Origin of the sequence: uncultured Campylobacter sp. (assembly GCF_937921625.1) — a bacterium.
Lineage (GTDB): Bacteria > Campylobacterota > Campylobacteria > Campylobacterales > Campylobacteraceae > Campylobacter_B.
Genome location: NZ_CAKZTI010000036.1, coordinates 26142 through 45571, shown reverse-complemented (window position 1 = coordinate 45571; position 19430 = coordinate 26142). Strand labels below are relative to the sequence as shown.

Below are 19430 nucleotides of genomic sequence, written 5' to 3'. Positions count from 1 at the left end.
CGCCTACTTTATCACCAAATTTACGAGCTTGTTTTTGACGTAAATTTCTTTTACGACGCTCTTGCCCTCTAGCCATTTGGCGCAGTTTTGCTTTGCAAGGTTTAAAATTTCGCCCTCGCTTAGGCCTGCATCCGCTTCAAACTCGGCGCGTTTTTTGCCGTTAATCGTGACGGCAAGCCTGATCGTATCGCTCTCAAAGACCTCTTCGCAAACTCTCAGCTCGCCGAAATTCCGCCTCTTAAACAGCTTCTCGCTAAGCTCGGCGCAGATGTGCGGCACTATAGGCTCTAGCAGATTTAAGATCACGAAATATCCCTCGGTAAATACGTCTTTGTTGCTCTGCGTATTTAGCGCATTTAGCGCCTCCATACACGCGGCGATTAGGGTATTGAAAGCAAAACTGCTCTCATAAACCTGCTGTGATTTCTTAAGCGCCTCGTAAACTTTGAGGCGGGCATATTTTTCCTCTTTGTTTAAAGCGGCGTGGTTGATCTGCGGAATTTTATCCGTAGCGTAGGCGTTTTCAGCACGATCGTATAGGCGATTTAAAAATTTATACGCGCCCTCTACCGCGCTGTCGTTCCACTCAAGCTCCTTTTGCGGAGGCGCGGCAAAAAGTATAAAAAGCCTCGCCGTATCAGCGCCGTAGGTCTCGATGATGTCGTCGGGATCGACGGTATTTCCCTTGCTTTTACTCATCTTCGCGCCGTCTTTTAGCACCATGCCCTGGGTTAGTAGCCGCTCAAACGGCTCGCTATCGCGCAGATAGCCTATGTCGCGAAGAGCCTTTTGGAAAAATCTCGCATACAAAAGGTGCAAAATCGCATGCTCGATGCCGCCGATATACTGATCGACATTCATCCAGTAGTTCACGCTTTGCTCGTCAAACGCGCGCTGCTGCCACGTTCGCTCGTCGCTTGCGTAGCGCGCGAAATACCATGAGCTTTCAAAAAATGTATCGAGCGTATCGGTCTCACGCACCCCGTCGCCGCCGCATTTAGGGCATTTGCAAAACTTCCAGCTAGGATGCGTATCCAGCGGATTGCCCTTGCCGGTGATCTTAATATCCTGCGGAAGCTCTACGGGCAGATTTGAAATTTCCTCGCTTACCAGCCCGCATTTTGGGCAGTGGATCATCGGGATCGGCGCGCCCCAGTAGCGTTGGCGGCTCACTCCCCAATCGCGCAGTTTAAAATTTACCACGCGACATCCGAGCTTTAACTCCTCAAATTTTGAGATAACGGCGCTTTTTGCCTTCTCGCTATCCATGCCGCTAAATTCCGCGGAATTTACCAAAACTCCGCTCTCTGCGTAGGCTTTGCCGGCGTCGTAATCGCCACTTTTTGGAGCGATGCTTTGAATGATCGGCAGGTTAAATTTCTTCGCAAACTCAAAGTCTCTCTCATCGTGCGCAGGCACCGCCATAACCGCACCGCCGCCGTATTCGGCTAGGACGAAATTTGCAGTCCAAACGGGGATCTTTTTGCCGCTTAGCGGATGAAGCACGCTGATTCCGAGGCTCACGCCGTCTTTATCGCTTGCTTGGCGCTCGCGCGGACTTTGATTTAAAATTTCTCTCACCTTCGCCACAGCCTGGACGTCAAGTAAGCCTTTATCCAAAAGTCTCTTTACGACCTCGTGCTCCGGCGCAAGTGCCGCGTAGCTCATGCCATAGATCGTATCCGGCCTCGTAGTAAAAACCTTAAAGCCCTCGATGCCGCCAAGTTTGGCGCTGCTTTGCTCGTCAAATTTAAAGCTAAATTCCAAACCCTCGCTGCGTCCGATCCAGTTTTCCTGCATCGTAAGCACCTGAGCAGGCCACTTGCCCTCAAGCTGCTTTAGGCAATCCAAAAGCTCCTGCGCATAAGCGGTGATTTTTAGATAATATCCCGGCATTTGCTTTTGCACGACCTCGTTGCCGCAGCGCCAGCACCTGCCCTCCTCGACCTGCTCGTTGGCAAGCACCGTCTGATCGTGCTCGCACCAATTTACCACGGCGCTTTTTCTGTAGATGAGCCCTTTTTCAAAAAGTTTGATGAAAAATTCCTGCTCCCAGCGCGTGTAAAGCGGATCGGAGGTGGCGAGCATGCGACGCTTTGAGAAGCTAAAGCCCAGGCGGTGCAGCTCGTTTTTCATATAATCGATATTTTCATAGGTCCAAGCTCTGGGATGGGTGCCGTGTTTGATCGCCGCGTTTTCTGCTGGCATGCCGAAGCTGTCAAAGCCGATCGGCTGAAGCACGTTGTATCCGCGCAGCCTGTAGTAGCGGCTCAAAGCGTCGCCGATGCTGTAGTTTCGCACATGCCCCATATGGATGCGGCCGCTTGGATAGGGAAACATCGAAAGGATATATTTTTTAGGCAAGCTATAATCGTCCTTAGGCTCGAAAACCCCTTCATCGTCCCAAATTTTCTGCCATTTAAGCTCAATACTTTTACTATCGTAAGGCATTTTGCGCTCCTAGAATTCGTCTTTGGTTTTTGCCGACTCAATCGCTATTAAAATTAGCGAGAAAAAGTTTGCAAGTAGCGCGCCGATCGCAAGCGAGGTCACGATCGACAAATCTCCCGGCGCTACTACAATCAAAACGAACGCCGGTATGAGATGCAGATCCGCGACGAGCGAGCTTGCAAAAAGCTCAGCTGCTAGCATATTTCGCACGCCTACCTTCAAAAGCGTCGAGACCGCATTTACGCTGGTTGCTATGAAAAGTAAAATTTCATTCTTCTCATACAAAAACCCGCCTATCGTAGTCATACTCATCAGCGCAAAAAATATGTAAATTACCCTTCCCCAGTTCATCTTCTATCCTTACACCGTGCCTTTTTCATACATGGCGCGATTCTTTTCTTTCTCTTTGATACGGCGCTGTTTTTCAGCCAAAAACGCGCGGTACTTCTCGACGTTAAATTTAAATAAAATCAGCATCGGAGCAGCTACAAATACGGAGCTGAATGTTCCTGCTATGACGCCTATTAGCATCACGAAGCTAAAGCCGTGGATCATCTCGCCGCCCCAAACGAATAAAATCACGATGACGATGAGAGTCGTAAGCGAAGTAAGCAACGTGCGCGATAGCGTGTGAGAGATCGATTCGTTTATAACCTCGTCAAGCTTAATCGATTTACTATCTTTTACACCTTCTCGAATTCTATCGAAAACAACGATGGTGTCGTTTAGCGAATAGCCCATTATAGTTAGCAGTGCGGCTAGAATTTCAAGGTTGAAATCTACGCCGGCTAAAATCATCGCGCCTACGGCAACTACGACGTCGTGCAGATCCGATAGTACGGCTGCAATCGCAAATCTCCACTCAAACCGCAGGGTGATATAAACCAAAATGAGCGCAAACGACACACATACCGCTAAAATTCCGTTTGTGCGAAGCTCCTCGCCGACTTTAGGACCTACGATATCGACCTTGCGAATGTCGAAGTTTCCACTACCTTGTAAAATTTTTTGCGCCGCCAAGGCGGGATTATCGCCCAGTTCACTCGCAGCGCCTGAATATCTAATCGTAACTTCTTGATCGCTACCGAATTCCGTAACGTTGATATTGCCTAAATTTGCCGCCTCGAAGCGTTTTCTGATCTCATCAAGCGGTGCTTTAGCGTCGTATTTAACCTGAATGAGTGTACCGCCGCTAAAATCGATGCCGTAATTAATGCCCTTAATGAAAAATAGCGCAATAGAGCCTATTATCAAAACAGCAGAAAGCGCAAAAGTAAAATATCTAAATTTCATAAAATCATAAATTTTGCCCTTATCAAACACTTGCATTTGCGCCTCCTCTTACTTTATAACCGAGCCAAAGCGCGGTATTTTTGCTCTTTTCCATCTTATCCATTACTAACTCAAACATTCCGTGAGTGCCTAAAATAGCCGTTATCATCGACGCTACGATACCGATGCTCATCGTGACGGCAAAGCCCTTCACCGGACCCGTGCCGTAAGCATAAAGCGCAGCAGAAGTAATTAGCGTAGTGATATTTGAATCCACGATCGCGCTCATCGCATTTTCATAGCCTTTATTTATACTTTGGCGGATTGAAACTCCCGTCCTTAGCACCTCTCTAACGCGCTCGTTAATGATGACGTTCGCATCTACCGCCATTCCGATAGTTAGCACGATTCCAGCCATTCCAGGAAGCGTTAAAGTAGCGCCGAATAGCGCCATACAAGCGATCAGAAATAAAATATTTACTACAAGCGCGATATCGGCAAAAAGTCCCGCTACGCCATAGTATAAAATCATAAAGATCAAAATCGCAACCGCTGCAAGACTAAGCGCCGCCATACTTTTATCGATGCTATCTTGTCCTAGGCTAGGGCCGATGCTGCGTGTCTCTGAGACTTTAACAGGAGCCAAAAGCGCACCGCTTCTAAGCGCAATCGCTACGTCGTGCGCCTCCTCGACGCTAAATCCGCCGCTGATCTGACCGCTGCCGCCGCCGATGCGCTCGTTTATGCGTGGCGCGGAGTAAACCTTGCCGTCAAGCACGATGGCTAAACGCTTGCCGACGTTTTTGCCGGTAAAATCGCCGAAAATTTGAGCGCCTTGAGAGTTGAGCGTAAAATTTATGATCGGCTGGTTGGTGTGCTGATCAAAGGCAACTTTCGCATCAACTAGCATCGCGCCGTCTAAAACCGGAATTTCGTTTATGAGATACTTATAATTCGGATTTTTAACGTCGGGATAGATCACGTCGCCGTAGGCCCTGGCGTCCGCCGCGCTGATAGTCTGCGCGCGGTCTTGGCGCACGTCGTCCACCGCCATAAGCTGTAAGTGAGCCGCTTTAGCGATCAGATCCTTGGCGCGCTGCTCATCCGCTGCGTTTTTGACGCCCGGAAGCTCGACCAAAATATAGCTCTCGCCCTGCTTTGCTACCGTTGGCTCCGCAAGTCCGAATTGATCCAAGCGGTTGCGGATAGTCTCAACGGCCTGTTCGATCGCGTATTTTTTAGTAGCCTCAATCTCCTCTGGCGTTAGTGTGACGCGATATTTTTCGCCAGATTTTTGAATGTCTAATCCGCTTGCGGCGCTATGCAAAATCGCATCAAATTTGGAAGCCTCATCTGCGTCTAAAATTTCAAACTCGAACGAATCGCCTTCCAATTTTAGCCCGTCCATCAGCAGATCATCGCGCTTAGCGGCGTAATTGACGCTCGCGGCGATCGATTTGATCTTAGAAACGACCGCCTCGTCGCTTTGAACTTCCAAAAGCATATGCAGGCCGCCTTGCAGATCCAAACCCAAGTTTATCTTGCTTCCCTTTTCGGTCTGAAAGATCGAAGGCGCGGCAAAAATCGCCGAAAAAATAACCGCAGCCAAAAAGATCAGCAGGCGGTATGAAATTTTACTGCTCATCTAATTTTCTTGCCACAAATTGTTTATCTAGCTCGACCATGACCTCATCGTTAAGCTTAACTGTGATAAAATCATTGTTTGTTTTCACGACCGTGCATTTTATGCCACCGCTAGTTATGATCTTATCGCCTTTGCCGAGCGCATCGACCATCGCTTTATGATCCTTGGCCTGCTTTTGCTGCGGTCTGATAATCAAAAAATACATAATCGCAAAGATTACGACGATAGGCAGGATTGATGCAAAGAAGTTTCCTTGTTCCATGTGTTTCCTTCATTAGAAATTTAAAAAGTAGCTATTTTACATTAAGTTACATAAATAAAGGCTTTGTTCTTGCCCTTGCGCTTTCAAATTTTATTTTCGTAGAAATTTTAAGCTCTAAATTTGACGGTTTAATCGCCTTGGCGGCGGAATTTTTCTCGCCTCTAATTGCGATAGCGGCACTTTTTTATCTGCTAAAAGCAAACAAGGCGGAGTGGTTTTGGTGCGGATTTTTTATCGGCGCGCTGTGGATGCACTGGATCAGCTTCAGTCTGATCTATTTCGATCTTGCGTTTTTAATCCCGCTTGAAATTCTTGGAATTTGCCTCGTTTACGCCTTTATTTTCCGCATCTTTGCGATCTTTGACGCGCCGGTTTTGCGCGCTGCGTGCCTTTTGATTCTAAAATTTATCCATCCCTTCGGCTTTGATTGGTTAAATTTTGAACTGCTTCTAAGCCATGGAATTTTCAGAGCCGATCTTAGCGCGCTGGCTCTGATTTTAGCGGGGCTTTGCGCGGTTTTGTATCTACGCGGACGAGGCGCCCGGGCTAAACTTAATGCCGCGATCTTTGCGGTGTTTTTAATCTGCGCGCTGCAATTTAGCCAAAAAGAAGCCGAGCCGCTGCCGATTAAAATTTCGCTCGCAAACACCGATATTTCGCAGTATGACATCTGGGCAAAGGATAAAATTTTATCCGCCGCGTTGGCAAATTTAGCTCGGATTGATGATGCGATCGCAGCGGGTCAGGACGCGATAATTTTGCCCGAGAGCGCCTTTGCGATGCCGCTAAATTTAGAAAATGTGCTAGTTGAAGCCCTAAAGGAAAAATCGCGCGCAATTACTATTGTAGCAGGCGCGGAAGCGTATGAGAACGGGAAATTTTACAACAGCGCCTATCTTTTTGCAAACGGGGAAATGAAGCGCTTCGATAAGCATATTTTGGTGCCGTTTGGCGAAATGGTGCCGCTGCCTGAATTTGCGCGAAATTTCATAAACCGCGTGTTGTTAGGCGGCGCGACCGATTTTTCGACCGCTAGCGGTTTTAGCGACTACGAGCTTGGCGGCAAGAGCGTAAGAAGCGCGGTTTGCTACGAGGCTACGCGCGCGGAGCTTTACGAGGGCTCGCCCAAATATGTCGTAGCGATCAGCAATAACGGCTGGTTCGTGCCGAGCTACGAGCCCTATTTGCAGCGCCTCATAATCCGCTACTACGCGAGCTTGCACGGCACGCTGATCTATCACGCCGTAAACGGCAGCGCTAGCGAGATAATCGCTCCGAAAAAGATCTGGATAAACCGCCTTAAAGGTCATCTAAAATAGCCTAAAAAGTTATTTTTAAACGACTTTTGGATAATATTTTAAAATTTTATTAGGAGCTAAATTTATGGCTAAATACAATCGCATACTTGTAAAATTTTCGGGCGAAGCGCTAGCGGGAGAGAACGGCTTTGGGATCGACAGCGAAATTTTAAAATTTATCGCTAAAGAGATCAAGCAGCTCGTAGAAGGCGGCATCGAAGTAGGCATCGTAATCGGCGGCGGCAACATCATCAGAGGCGTAAGCGCCGCGGCTAGCGGTATCATCAAACGCACCAGCGGCGATCATATGGGCATGCTAGCTACCGTCATAAACGCAATCGCGATGAGAGAGGCGCTAGAATACGCAGGCATGGATGTGCGCGTGCAAAGCGCGATAAAGATGGAAGCGATCTGCGAGACCTTCATCATCGGCCGCGCCAAAAGACACCTAGAAAAAGGGCGCGTCGTGATCTTTGCCGCAGGCACGGGAAATCCATTCTTCACGACCGATACCGCAGGCACGCTCCGCGCGATCGAGATCGGAGCCGACGCTATCATAAAAGCCACTAAAGTAATGGGGATCTACGACAAGGATCCGCAAAAATTTAAAGACGCCAAATTGCTTTCCAAAGTCACTTACGACCAAGCCTTACACGACAATATCAGGGTGATGGACGATACGGCTATCGCGCTTGCTAAAGACAATGCGCTTCCGATCATCGTATGCAATATGTTTAAGAGCGGAAATTTATACAAAATCGTCGATGGCGGAGATCTAAGCTCCTGCTCGATCGTAAAAAACTAAAATTTAAGGAGAATTGATGAGAACCGAACAAATTGTAGCTAAAGCTTTAAAAGTAACGGGCGGAGACCGATATAAGCTATCTTTGATGATAAGCAAACGCGCCGAGCAGCTAGCTGCAGGCGAACCGCCGTTAATAGATAACGTAGATACTCGCAGGATGAAATTTGCCGATATAGCAATCTTGGAACTAGCCGAAGGTAAGATCGCATTAGATGGAATCGTTGACAAGGATTAATGATAACTTCTTAGAAAGTCTCATCGACGATGTCGTCGATACCAAAGACATTCAAAGCGCCAAGCAGCTGCTTTATAATCTAAAAGAGCCCACTCCGCTGCTAGTGGATGCTATAAATTTATGCATCGCGCAGCATGACGGGCAGTTTCGCAAAAGCGGCGAGCCGTATGCGATCCATCCGATTTTGGTAGCCTGCTTCGTATCTTTTATGGGTGGAGACGACGCAATGGTAATATCTGCGCTACTACACGACGTAGTAGAGGATACAGATTACAGCATCGAGCAGGTTAGACAAAGATTCGGCGACGAAGTAGCCAAAATCGTAGAGGGGCTTACTAAAATCGTAAACATCAGAGAGGATAAATTAGCCCCATCCAGCGATAGTAACGCCAAGCTACGCACCACTGCGCTTACCTTCCGCAGGATGCTGATGATCTCCATTAACGATCAGCGCGTTTTGGTAGTCAAGCTCTGCGACAGGCTGCACAATATGCTAACTCTAGACGCGCTCCGCCCCGATAAGCAAAAACGCATCGGCGAGGAGACGCTTTTGGTTTACGCGCCGATCGCGCACAGGCTTGGAATTTCATCGATCAAAAACGTGCTTGAAGATCTTAGCTTCAAATACGTCATGCCTAAAGAGTATTCTGCGATCGCCGATTACGTCGAGGAGCATAAGCAGCAGCTTCAGATGAGCTTGAGCAAATTTAGCGAAAAGATCAAGGAGTATATGCTTTCAAACGGCTTTAGCGAGGGCAGCTTTGAGATCCAAAAGCGAATGAAACACTACTACTCGATATTTTTAAAAATGCAGCGCAAAGGAATTTCGATCGAGGAGGTGCTCGATCTTTTGGCTATCCGCATCATCGTGCAAAAGCCGATGGATTGCTACTTGGCTCTTGGCATCATCCATACTAAATTTAATCCGCTGATCTCGCGCTTTAAGGATTATATCGCGCTTCCGAAGCAAAACGGATATCAGACAATCCACACGACCGTCTTTAACGAAAGTATGATCGTAGAGGTGCAGATCCGCACCTTTGATATGCACAACACCGCGGAATTCGGTGTCGCCGCGCACTGGAAGTATAAATATAGCGGCTCGATCAATCCGAAGCTTGATTGGCTAAACGACATCGGCATGCAGGAAGAGGACGACGCCAACGCCGAGGATCTTTACGAATACGCTAAAGACAGCCTCTACGTCGAAGATATCGCCGTGTATTCTCCCAAGGGCGGAATTTTTACGTTGCCGCGCGGTGCTACGGCGCTTGATTACGCCTACGAGATACACTCTCAAGTGGGCTTAAAAGCGACCGAGGCCTTTATAAACCGCGTCAAGGTGCCGCTTCTTACGGAGCTTAAAAACGGAGATATCGTTCATATCATCACCGGAAGCGAGCCACACTACCGCTGCAGTTGGCTAAGCTCTGTAAAAACGGGCAAGGCGCGCGCGACGATAAAGGCATTTTGCAAGCAAAAGATCAGAGATATAAATTTTGAAGTAGCGATTAAAATTTTATGCGCGATCTTTACGACGAGCAAGGAGAGCATTTTAAGCTGGCTCGAAAAAGAAAATTTAAGTAAAAAGATCGGCAAAGCTGCCTATGACTCGGTATTTTTAAAAGACGTCGTAAATGCGCTGAAAAAATACCCGCTCAAAGAGAAATTTTTCAATATGAAATTTCGCAGCAAGTATGAGATCGAGAAGCAAAAATTTGACAACATCGTGGTGTATTCAAATTTTAAAATCGACGAGGTTGAGTTTGATTACTGCTGCAACCCAAAGCGCGGCGACGACATCATCGGCTTTCGCAACGGGCACGGCGTGACGGTGCATCATAAGCTGTGCGAACGTGCAAGCGAGCTAATCAAAACCGATGAGATGATCTTCGTAAAATGGACGCGCAATGCGCCGCACCGCTACAAGATCATATTAAATTTAGAAAACAAGCGCGGCTCGCTGGCGGCGTTTTTGAACTATTTAGTCAAGCTCGAGGTCGATCTGGTGTCGATAAGCCTTAACGAAAATAGCGAAACGACGTCGGATTATTTTGAGATTATCATCGAGCTAAACGAAAATTTAGACTCCACGGAGATTAAAGACAAACTCAAAAACCGCTTTAAAATCGTGGATTTCGTATCACTTACGGACGTATATAAAAACTAAATAAGGGAGAGCAAATGGCTGACATTCAAGGCATTATGGAAAATTTTAAGTGCGGTGTCGCGGAGATCATCGGCGAAGAGCAGATCGAGGCACTGATTAGGCGCTATTACGACAGCGGCGAGGTCTTTTACGTCAAAATCGGCATGGATCCCACTGCTGCGGATCTACACCTAGGACACGCCGTCGTTCTAAATAAACTTGCATTTTTGCAAAATCACGGCGCGATCGTGCAGTTTCTAATCGGCGATTTTACCGCTCAAATCGGCGATCCTACGGGTAAGAGCGAGACTCGTAAAAAGCTAGCGCGCGAAATCGTGCTTCAAAACGCCAAAACCTACGAGCAGCAGGTGTTTAAAATTTTAAATCCCGCAAAAACTAAGGTGATGTTTAATTCCGAATGGACCAACCGCCTGGGTGCTAGCGGTATGATCGAGCTATCAAGCACTTTCAATGTTGCCAGGATGCTCGAGCGCGACGACTTCGAGAAGCGCTACAAGGCCGAACAGCCAATCAGCATCAGCGAGTTTATGTATCCGCTACTGCAAGGATACGACAGCGTTTGCATGAAATGCGATATAGAATTCGGCGGTACCGATCAGAAATTTAATCTTTTAATGGGTCGCCAGCTGCAAAGAATTTATGATGTCGGCAAGGAACAAAGCGTCGTGATGATGCCGCTTTTAGTAGGTACCGACGGCACGAATAAAATGAGCAAGAGCCTGGGTAACTACATCGGCGTAACCGATACGCCTCATGATATGTACGGCAAGGTGATGAGTATCAGCGATGCGTTAATGTGGGATTGGTATAATCTGCTAAGCCAAAAAAGCAGCGAAGATATTGAGCTAATAAAAGGCTTCGTGGCGGATGGTTCTATCCATCCTAAGGCAGTTAAGGAGGAGCTTGCCTCCGAGATCGTCACGCAATTTTATGACGAAAACACCGCCTTTGAAGCCAAGCAGGAATTTGACCGCGTCCACGGCGCCGGCGAGCTTCCTAGCGAGATCAAGGAATACCACGTAAGCTCGCCTGCATGGATCGTAAAGGCGCTCATCAGCTGCAAGCTCGCAGTCTCTAGCTCGGATGCGCGCAGGCTGATAAAATCAAACGCCGTCAGTATCGATCAAAATAAAATTTTAGATGAGCAGCTTCAGCTTAGTTCGGGCGAATATACACTCCAAGTAGGAAAGAAAAAATTCGCTAAATTAAAGGTGGATTAATGAGTATAAAAATAGGCAAACACGAGATTGCACACCCGATAATTCAAGGCGGCATGGGACTTGGTATCAGCTGGGACAAGCTAGCCGGCAATGTCAGCCTAAACGGCTGTCTAGGCGTCATTAGCTCGGTCGGCACCGGCTATTACGAAAATCTTAAATTTGCCAAAAAATCGCTCGAGGGCAGACCATATCAAAGCGAGAATTTTTATAGCAAAGAGGCGCTTTTTGCCATCGTACAAAACGCCCGTAAAATTTGCGGCGATGCGCCTTTGGGGATGAACGTAATGTGCGCAGCGAACGACTACGAACGCATCGTGCGCGACACGTGCGAGGCAGGTATCGACATCATCATAAGCGGCGCGGGTCTTCCTACCAATCTGCCGGAATTTACGGCCGATTTCCCGGACGTCGCGCTCGTGCCCATCGTCTCCTCCGCCAAGGCTCTTAAGATCATCGCCAAACGCTGGAAGCAGCGCTACGACAGAATTCCCGACGCCGTAGTGCTTGAGGGCCCTCTTAGCGGCGGGCATCAGGGTTTTACCTACGAGCAGTGCGGCGATCCGGCGTTTGCGCTGGATAATCTAATCCCGCAAGTAAAAGCGGAAATCTCGCAATGGGGCAGCTTCCCGCTATTTGTCGCAGGCGGAATTTGGGATAAAACCGACATCGATCGCGTGAAATCTTTGGGCGCGGATGGCGTGCAGATGGGTACGCGCTTCATCGGCACCTTTGAATGCGACGCCGCGGAGGAATTTAAGCAGGTACTTCTTAACGCAAAAAAAGAGGACATCCGGCTTCTAAAATCGCCCGTAGGCTATCCTGCACGCGGCATTCATACCAATCTGCAAGATATGATCGCCGCAGGCACGGCGCCTAAGATCCGCTGTATCAGCAACTGCGTAAGCCCATGCGAGCGTGGCAAAGGCGCTAACGCCGTAGGATACTGCATCGCCGACCGCCTAAGCGACGCATATCTGGGCAAAACGCAAAGCGGTCTGTTTTTTACCGGCGCAAACGGCTGGCGATTAAACGAAATAATATCCGTGAAGGAATTGATAGAAAAACTTGTAAATGGCGAAGATAGTTAAAATTTTTCTAATCGCGGCTTTTAGCTACGTATTGGCGTTTGGAGCTTCCAGTGAGGCGTTTTTTGCGAAATTCGACAAGGATTTCATCGTAGCGACGCCAAATTACAAGCGCTCGCTGCACAAGGAGCTAAAATCGCTTTACCAAGGCGCGTCCGATAAAGAGGTCCGCATCAAAGCGCTAAAGAGGCTGGTTTATAGCTCGAAAAATTTAGGGCTTGATTCCTCGCCTTATGAATCTGCACTAGCCAAATTACAGGGCAAAGCAAGCGATAGCAGCACGAATTCTAAAAAGCTCAAAGATGAAAACGCAAAAAATTCCAAAAGCTCGGACGAGAAAAACGCTTCAAATTTAGCGCATAGCCCCAAAGCCTCCGCCTCTAAAAATTCTAAGAATTCAAAAAATTCCACTTCCAAAAATCTTAAAAAGATACGCGCGCCAGAAAAAGCCGATCTAAGCTCGCTATCTAGCGAGGATTTGGAGTTTTTACGCTCGACTAGACCGGTCGGCGCTGACGAGGTCGTAGACGCCCAAGAGGACGATGGCGGCGGGGATGCAACCGCACAAGACGAAGACGATGGCGGCGCGGATCAAAGCAGCGAGCTTAGAAAAAGCAGCGTCAAAAAAGCGGACAAAAACGCCAAGCTTGCGCTAAATTCTCTGCGCGGCGATAAAAACGAGATCGTGCTTGAGTTTAACCGCGATCTAAAGCGCGGCGATTATAAAGATTTTACGATCGCAAGTAGCGATAATTTTCGCTTCGTGATTGATTTTAGCGCGCGGCAAAAGTCACAAAAAACACGGCTTAAAGATAGCTTCGTTAGCGATGTACGCGTCTCGCAATACAACGACAAGACCGTGCGCATCGTACTTAGCGACTCGAAAGAATTCAACGCAAACGTAGAAATTAACGGCAATATGATGATTTTAAGTACGGCTGAAGGCTTAAAAGCCGCAAAATCTGCGCGCGCAGAAAAAAACAAGGATCAAAAATCAGGGCGCAAGCGCGAACGCGAGCAAGATAGCGAGCCGCAAATCAGCACAATAGATGATTCGCAAGGTGCCAAAACCGCGTCCGTAGCCGCCGGTAAAATTTACAAATCCACCAAGGGCAAGCTCATCGTAATCGATCCAGGTCACGGCGGTAGCGATTCGGGCGCAGTCGGAAACGGGCTGAAGGAAAAAAACGTCGTGCTTGCCACATCCAAAAAACTCGGCGCATTGCTTCAGAAACGCGGCTATAAGGTGCTTTATACGCGCAGCACCGACGTTTTTATAAATTTAAGGTCGCGCACGATATTTGCCGGCAAAAAGAACGCCGATATGTTTATTTCGATCCACGCAAATGCCGCTCCTAACGCTAGCTCAGCACTTAAAATGAGCGGCGTGGAGACCTTTTTCTTAAGCCCGGCTAGAAGCGAGCGCAGTAAAAACGCCGCCGCGCTCGAAAACAGGGGCGATTTGGAGGATATGAATACCTTCTCGAAGCAGACCTTCCTCAATTTCTTAAATCGCGAGAAAATAATCTCCTCAAACAAGCTTGCCATCGACATTCAAAGCTATATGCTCAGCTCGGTCAAAAAAAGCTTCGCGAGCAAGGACGGAGGCGTGCGCGAGGCGCCATTTTGGGTGCTGGTGGGCGCTACGATGCCCGCGGTGCTCGTGGAGATCGGCTACATCACGCACCCGCAGGAGGGTAAAAATTTAGGCAAAAGCGCCTATCAGGATCGCATCGCACAGGGCATCGCAAACGGCGTGGACGCGTACTTTCAGAAAAACAAGTGATGAAATTTTACGCGCTACGTATTTTACAAGCGGGATAAAATTTTATTTCGGCGCGAAATTTGCTCCGTGGATATAGTTTAGCGGGCACGATAGCTCTTGCGGATAAACAGAGTGTGGAGGCGGTAAATTTAAAATTTTAAAACCCACCGCGCTAAATTTAAAGTAAAACGCGCGGCGCTTGCATGCAAAATTCGCTCGCGTGCCAAATATTTACTACGAGCAGGTAAATTTTGCGGAGCGTCTTGCGGCGCCACGAGCTAGAGATATATACGGCTTAGACGCGGAATTTTTAGCGCAGCTGGCGGTAAAATTTTAAAGCACGGACTTGGCTCCACTTGCTCAGCAGAGTGCGGCTGGCGGTAAAATTTACCGACAGAATCGCATTTAAGTCGCGCAAAAATAGCGATTTTGTCGCACTAACGCAAGTCGTGTTTCAAACCGCGTCCGCACAATTAGAATTGCGCTTTAAGTCATGAGTATGTGTATCGCTCTAGCCGCGCTTAACGGCGTCCTGAAATTTCGTGCCATGTTCGCAGAGCGGCGATGTTTACATAATGCCGCGAACACGGCAGTTGCGATACGTCGATGCCTGCGCTCTATGCGTATGAAGGGGCGCAGCTGAATCGTAAATTTAAAGATAAAATTTAAAAGGTCCAAAATGAAAAAAATCGTATTTTTGATCCTGCTTTTCGCAGCCGTCGTGCTCGCACTCTACGTCACTTCGCGCGTCAATCCGAGCCTTTTTGCCGAAATCAAAGTCCTAGGCGCGCTGCTAAACGCCACGATATTCGGCGTCGCGCTCATCGCCTTAGCGATCGGCGAAAAGGAGCTCGTGCGCTTCCCGTTTCTTACAGCCTCGCTGCTGGCGCTGTTTTCGGGGCTGGTAGAGGGCGTGCTGCTCTTTGAAAACCGCTACTACATCGCGATTACGGCGGTAGCGTTCGTCGCCTTCGTCTTTTATCTACAGATCAGGCACAAAAGGTTTTCAAATAAAATTTATGAAAATTCTGCGGACGAGAGCTCTAAAAATTTAGACGGCAACGAGAGCGAAAATTTAAAAGACGCGGGTTTCGGCGGCGCAAAAGAGGCGCAGGATCCGCAAAGCAAAGATGCTACGGCGGATGAAATTTTAAACTTTAAAAGCGGCGGTGAAATTTCAAATTCTCAAAGCGAGGATGAAATTTTAAATTCTAATGGCGACCTCGGTGAAAATTTCGCAAGTGGCGCCGGTGAAAATTCTACGCATCGCGCCGGTGAAAATTCCGACGAAAATTTTAAAATTTCAAATGGCAGCGCGGATGAAAATTCCGAGCAAAATTTCAATCAGGACAGCGAAAATTCCAAGCTAGGCTCGAACGAAAATTCCGCGGATGGCGCAAGGCGCGATAGATGATCAAATCCGCTCTGATCGCGATTGCGGTGATATTTTTGCTGCTTTTAAATTTAGCCAATCTGTTCGGCATGACACGCATAAGCGGGCCGGTGCCTGCGATGATCTGGTTTGCGATCAGCTTCTGCGGGGTTTTTTACTTGTACAAATTTTGCGGCGCAAGGCCCATCGCGGCGCGGATCGGGATCTTTGCCGTAGCCTTCGTGGGAGGATTTTTCACGAGCGTTTTGTACTATGGATTTTTTAATTCGCAAACTTTAGAATTCGCCTTTACATACGCCTTTTTCGCGGTGGTATTTACGCTCGGCATCGGCGTGATTTTGTAGCGAGCTTTAAAATTTAGCGCCTACTTCAAATTTCACCGCCAGAAGCTCAAAATAACCTCGCGCGATTTTGTAGAATTTCAAAATTTATCCGTGCGGGCTAAATTTACATCCTGATCTTGTAGGTTTTGTAGTTATCCTTCATCCTAAACGTCAGCAAATTTTGCAAAATTCCAAAGAGGATCATAAATGTGATGAAGCTGCTGCCGCCGTAGCTGAAAAACGGCAGCGGCACGCCCACGACGGGTGCGAAACCCACCACCATCGAGATATTAACGCCTGTATAGATGAAGATGAGCGAGGCAAGCGCGCTCGTAAAGACCCGTATCAGATAGTCGCTCTTAAAGTCGTAGTTTAGGCTCAGCAGATGCAGTATCAGCAGCGCATACAGCGCGATCAGCGCGGCAGCCCCTACAAAGCCGAAGCGCTCGATCGTGTAAGCGAAGATAAAATCGCTCGTCGCAATCGGTAGAAATTTAAAGTGCGTCTGCGTCGCTTCATCCTTATCCTTGCCGTAGATGCCGCCGTTTCCGATAGCGATGATCGCCTGCTTGACCTGGTAATTGGGCTCCTCGCTGATAAAATCGGCTATGCGCTTTTTTTGATAATCGTGCATGTTTTCGTACAAAATCGGCGAGCTGGCCATAAAAACGATGATCAGCGTAAGCCAAATTTTTTTATCGACGCCGATAATAAAAAGAATAGCAAATCCCGTCAAAAAAAGTATCGCGGCGGTGCCTAGATCGGGCTCTTTTGCGATCAGAACAAAAGGCAGAAGTATGTAAAAGCTAAGGCGCAAAAAATCCTTCAGCCCGTAGCCGTTTTTCGGCGGCGGATTTTTGTGTATCAGATACATCAGCATCAGGATAAACGCGGGCTTCATCACCTCGCTGGGCTGCAGCGTAAAATGCACGAAAGGAATCTCCAGCCAGCGCCTTGCTCCTAGCTTGCTAACGCCGAAAAAATCGACGCTGAGCAGCAATATGATGTTGATCCAATAAAATATCGGTATGAGATATAAAAATTTGCGTATCGGAAAGAGAAAAAACAGCGTAAAAACGGCAAATCCTACGCCGAAATAAACCACCTGCTTCGAGGACAGCACGTCGTTTGCCTCGCTTATTAAAACGTATGAAAAAACCACTATCGGCACGATTAAAAAAGGTTGAATGAAATCAAAATATGCTAAAATCTTTTTGTCAATTTTAAACAACGCTTAATCCTATTAAAATTTTGACGTAAGAATAGCCAAAAAAGGTATAAATTTGGATAATCTAATAGCACAATGCAGCGAAAGGCTCGACGTTTTTTTAAGCTCGCAGCTTAGAATTTCGCGCAACCAAATATCAAGCTTAATCAAATCCGCGGCAGTCAGAGTGGACGGAGCCGTGCAAACTAAGCCCGGCTACAAGCTATCTGCGGGCGAGCTCGTACACATCTACTACCCCGCGCCCGCGCCGCAGCAAATGAGCGCGGAGAGGCTAAACTTCGACGTTGAAATTTTATACGAGGATGATGATCTGCTCGTAGTAAATAAGCCCGCGGGCCTTACCGTTCACCCCGCCGCAAGCGTCAAAGAGCCCACGCTCGTGGATTGGCTCAAGTCTCGCGGCTATCTGCTTTCTACGCTCGGCGGCGAGCTTCGCGCGGGCATCGTGCACCGCCTGGATAAGCTCACCAGCGGCGCCCTGCTCGTCGCCAAAAACAACGCCGCGCACGCCGCGCTCTCGGCGCAGCTAAGCGATAAAAGCATGGGGCGGATATACCTCGCGCTCATCGACCTGCCGCTGAAAGAGCCCTGCGTGATCGAGCGCCCGATCTCTCGCAACCCCGCAAACCGTCTAAAAATGGGGATCGTGCCCGGCGGACGCAATGCAAAGAGCGCGTTTTATGAAATTTTAAGCGGCGCGGAACTAACGGAACTTCAAAACTCCGCCGAAAAGTGCGATGAAATTTTAGGCGCGGACGCGGGCGATAGTACAGCTGCCGATAAGAACGCGGGGGCGGATAAAACTTCAGCCGCCGATAAAATTTTGGCTGCGAACGCAAGCGCAAGTAGAATTTCGACTGAAGAGAAAATTTTGGGCGACGCTACGGATAAAATTTTAACTGGTAATGCGGATAAAATTTCGGCCGTGTCCACAGGCGGGGATAGAATTTTAAGCGCTAGCAAAGGCGTAGATGCGAGTAAAATTTTAGCAACCGACGCAAGCGAGCGCGGGAATGAAATTTTAAATGCAGACCCAACTGCGAGCGCAGATAAAATTTCGACTACCGACGCAAGCGCGAGCAAGAACGCGGGCATGGATAAAATTTTAAACGACTACGCAGGCGCGGATAACGCGGACGAAATTTCAAATAACTGCATGCGGAGCGTGGATAAAATTCCGATCCAAAGCGTAGATAAAATTCCAAGCAGCCGCGCGGATAACGCAGATAAAATTTTAACCGCCAAAATGAGTGTGGATCAAACCAAAGCCGCCCGCCGCACCGAGAATAAAGTTTTAAATTTTAAAAATCCCGCTCAAAACCAAATTCTGCCACCGATAAGTCTAAAGAACTTCAATCTCGTCGCGGCGAAGCTCTTCACGGGTCGCACGCATCAGATCCGCGTGCATTTAAGCTCGATAAATCGGCACATTTTGGGCGATCATTTATACGGATTTAAGAGCGAAAACGCTAAAATTAGCAGGATTTTGCTCCATGCCTATTTGCTCTATTTCATCCATCCGCGAAGCGGCAAAGAGGTGAAAATTTGCGCGGGCTTGCCGAGCGAATTTCTAAATTTTACGACAAATCAAAAGGTAAAGGATGAAATTTATGAAAAAATTTTACCGACTAACGTTGAGCGCTACTTTAGCGATATTAGCGGGTGGTTGCGCTATGTCTAGCGCGCCTAGTGCAAGCGACGAGAGCCTGCCGCGCGTAGAGGGGGTTAGGACGATCGCGAGCGACAATGAGATCGGGCTTGAGTGGCCTAGATACGACTCAAATACCGCCGTGTTGGGCTTTGTCGTTTATCGCGCGCCTGCAAGCGGCGGCGAAGCCAAAAAGATCGCCACCATCGCAGATCCATACTCCACTCACTACGTAGATACGAGGCTGCAGCCGGGCACTTCGTATAAATACACGGTGCGCACATACGGCGCCAAGGGCGTTTCGGCTCCTTCTCCGGTCGCTATCGCAAGCACGGCGAAGATGTTAGAGTCCGTGCCGTTTGCGCAGGCGATCTACGGACTTCCGGGCCGCGTTAAGATCATCTGGCGCCCGCATCCGGATCTTCGCGTAAGCTCCTATCTCATCGAGCGCCGTCCTAAGGGAGGCGAGTCGTGGAGCACGATTAAAGAGGTTCGCGGCAGACTTAGTGCTGAATATATCGACAATATCGATTACGGCGAAGGATACGAATACCGCATCACCGTCAAAACCGAAAACGGAGAGCTGTCCAAGCCTAGTGCAGTCATTGCCGCAGCGCAGGCAGAATAAAG

General features: G+C 48.2%; 16 protein-coding genes and 2 pseudogenes. 12 read left to right on the top strand and 6 right to left on the bottom strand.

Annotated elements, in window-relative coordinates; translation table 11 throughout:
* Positions 1-3: 3 nt before the first annotated feature.
* Genes leuS through yajC form a run of 5 tightly spaced genes read right to left on the bottom strand, consistent with a single transcriptional unit; the run spans position 4 to position 5630 of the window.
* Positions 4-2451: a leucine--tRNA ligase gene (gene leuS, locus Q0101_RS05680; RefSeq protein WP_297943136.1), complete on the bottom strand. Its 2448-nt coding sequence runs from the start codon at positions 2449-2451 to the stop codon at positions 4-6.
* A 9-nt stretch (positions 2452-2460) separates the two neighbouring features.
* Positions 2461-2802 carry a DUF6394 family protein gene (locus tag Q0101_RS05675; protein WP_005872279.1) on the bottom strand — a complete coding sequence of 114 codons (342 nt, stop codon included), beginning with the start codon at positions 2800-2802 and terminating at the stop codon, positions 2461-2463.
* A 9-nt stretch (positions 2803-2811) separates the two neighbouring features.
* Positions 2812-3780: a protein translocase subunit SecF gene (gene secF, locus Q0101_RS05670; protein WP_291935970.1), complete on the bottom strand. Its 969-nt coding sequence runs from the start codon at positions 3778-3780 to the stop codon at positions 2812-2814.
* The gene (gene secD, locus Q0101_RS05665) at positions 3767-5368 is read right to left on the bottom strand and encodes a protein translocase subunit SecD (protein WP_297943134.1); all 1602 of its coding nucleotides are present in this window, start codon (positions 5366-5368) and stop codon (positions 3767-3769) included. The genes secF and secD overlap by 14 nt, the downstream gene beginning before the upstream one ends.
* Positions 5358-5630, bottom strand: coding sequence for a preprotein translocase subunit YajC (gene yajC, locus Q0101_RS05660; protein WP_005872282.1), 273 nt, complete (start codon positions 5628-5630; stop codon positions 5358-5360). Before yajC ends, secD begins: the two co-directional genes overlap by 11 nt.
* Between yajC and Q0101_RS05655 the strand changes: the two genes are divergently transcribed.
* The 9 genes from Q0101_RS05655 to Q0101_RS05615 all read left to right on the top strand — a co-directional run bounded on the left by Q0101_RS05655 (position 5606) and on the right by Q0101_RS05615 (position 15945).
* Positions 5606-6949, top strand: a complete 1344-nt coding sequence (locus tag Q0101_RS05655; protein WP_297943132.1) for an apolipoprotein N-acyltransferase — start codon at positions 5606-5608, stop codon at positions 6947-6949. The genes yajC and Q0101_RS05655 overlap by 25 nt on opposite strands.
* 64 nt (positions 6950-7013) lie before the next feature.
* On the top strand, positions 7014-7733 hold the full coding sequence (gene pyrH, locus Q0101_RS05650; protein ID WP_005872284.1) for a UMP kinase: 720 nt from the start codon (positions 7014-7016) through the stop codon (positions 7731-7733).
* Between the two features lie 16 nt (positions 7734-7749).
* A complete protein-coding gene (locus Q0101_RS05645; protein WP_005872285.1) occupies positions 7750-7968 on the top strand; it encodes a DNA-directed RNA polymerase subunit omega in 219 nt (72 codons plus the stop codon).
* Positions 7946-10138 (top strand): RelA/SpoT family protein, encoded by a 2193-nt coding sequence (locus tag Q0101_RS05640; RefSeq protein ID WP_297943130.1) that lies wholly within the window; start codon positions 7946-7948, stop codon positions 10136-10138. Before Q0101_RS05645 ends, Q0101_RS05640 begins: the two co-directional genes overlap by 23 nt.
* A 14-nt stretch (positions 10139-10152) precedes the next feature.
* On the top strand, positions 10153-11358 hold the full coding sequence (gene tyrS / locus Q0101_RS05635) for a tyrosine--tRNA ligase (RefSeq protein WP_297943128.1): 1206 nt from the start codon (positions 10153-10155) through the stop codon (positions 11356-11358).
* Entirely contained in the window at positions 11358-12446 is a 1089-nt protein-coding gene (locus tag Q0101_RS05630) for a nitronate monooxygenase (RefSeq protein ID WP_297943126.1), read from the top strand. The genes tyrS and Q0101_RS05630 overlap by 1 nt, the downstream gene beginning before the upstream one ends.
* Positions 12430-14229: an N-acetylmuramoyl-L-alanine amidase gene (locus tag Q0101_RS05625; RefSeq protein ID WP_297943124.1), complete on the top strand. Its 1800-nt coding sequence runs from the start codon at positions 12430-12432 to the stop codon at positions 14227-14229. Before Q0101_RS05630 ends, Q0101_RS05625 begins: the two co-directional genes overlap by 17 nt.
* Before the next feature lie 658 nt (positions 14230-14887).
* Positions 14888-15622, top strand: coding sequence for a hypothetical protein (locus Q0101_RS05620; RefSeq protein ID WP_297943122.1), 735 nt, complete (start codon positions 14888-14890; stop codon positions 15620-15622).
* Positions 15619-15945, top strand: coding sequence for a hypothetical protein (locus Q0101_RS05615; protein WP_297943120.1), 327 nt, complete (start codon positions 15619-15621; stop codon positions 15943-15945). The genes Q0101_RS05620 and Q0101_RS05615 overlap by 4 nt, the downstream gene beginning before the upstream one ends.
* A gap of 103 nt (positions 15946-16048) precedes the next feature.
* Here Q0101_RS05615 and Q0101_RS05610 read toward each other — a convergent pair whose 3' ends face one another.
* Positions 16049-17155: an FtsW/RodA/SpoVE family cell cycle protein gene (locus Q0101_RS05610; RefSeq protein ID WP_297943118.1), complete on the bottom strand. Its 1107-nt coding sequence runs from the start codon at positions 17153-17155 to the stop codon at positions 16049-16051.
* A 52-nt stretch (positions 17156-17207) separates the two neighbouring features.
* On the opposite strand from Q0101_RS05610, the pseudogene Q0101_RS05605 reads away from it, so the two are divergent.
* From Q0101_RS05605 to Q0101_RS05595, 3 genes and pseudogenes are all read left to right on the top strand, one after another.
* A pseudogene (locus tag Q0101_RS05605) lies at positions 17208-17837 on the top strand (RluA family pseudouridine synthase); the annotation flags it as partial.
* 669 nt (positions 17838-18506) lie between these two features.
* A pseudogene (locus tag Q0101_RS05600) lies at positions 18507-18833 on the top strand (RluA family pseudouridine synthase); the annotation flags it as partial.
* Positions 18763-19428 carry a fibronectin type III domain-containing protein gene (locus Q0101_RS05595; protein ID WP_297943116.1) on the top strand — a complete coding sequence of 222 codons (666 nt, stop codon included), beginning with the start codon at positions 18763-18765 and terminating at the stop codon, positions 19426-19428. The pseudogene Q0101_RS05600 and the gene Q0101_RS05595, both read left to right, overlap by 71 nt.
* Positions 19429-19430 lie beyond the last annotated feature (2 nt).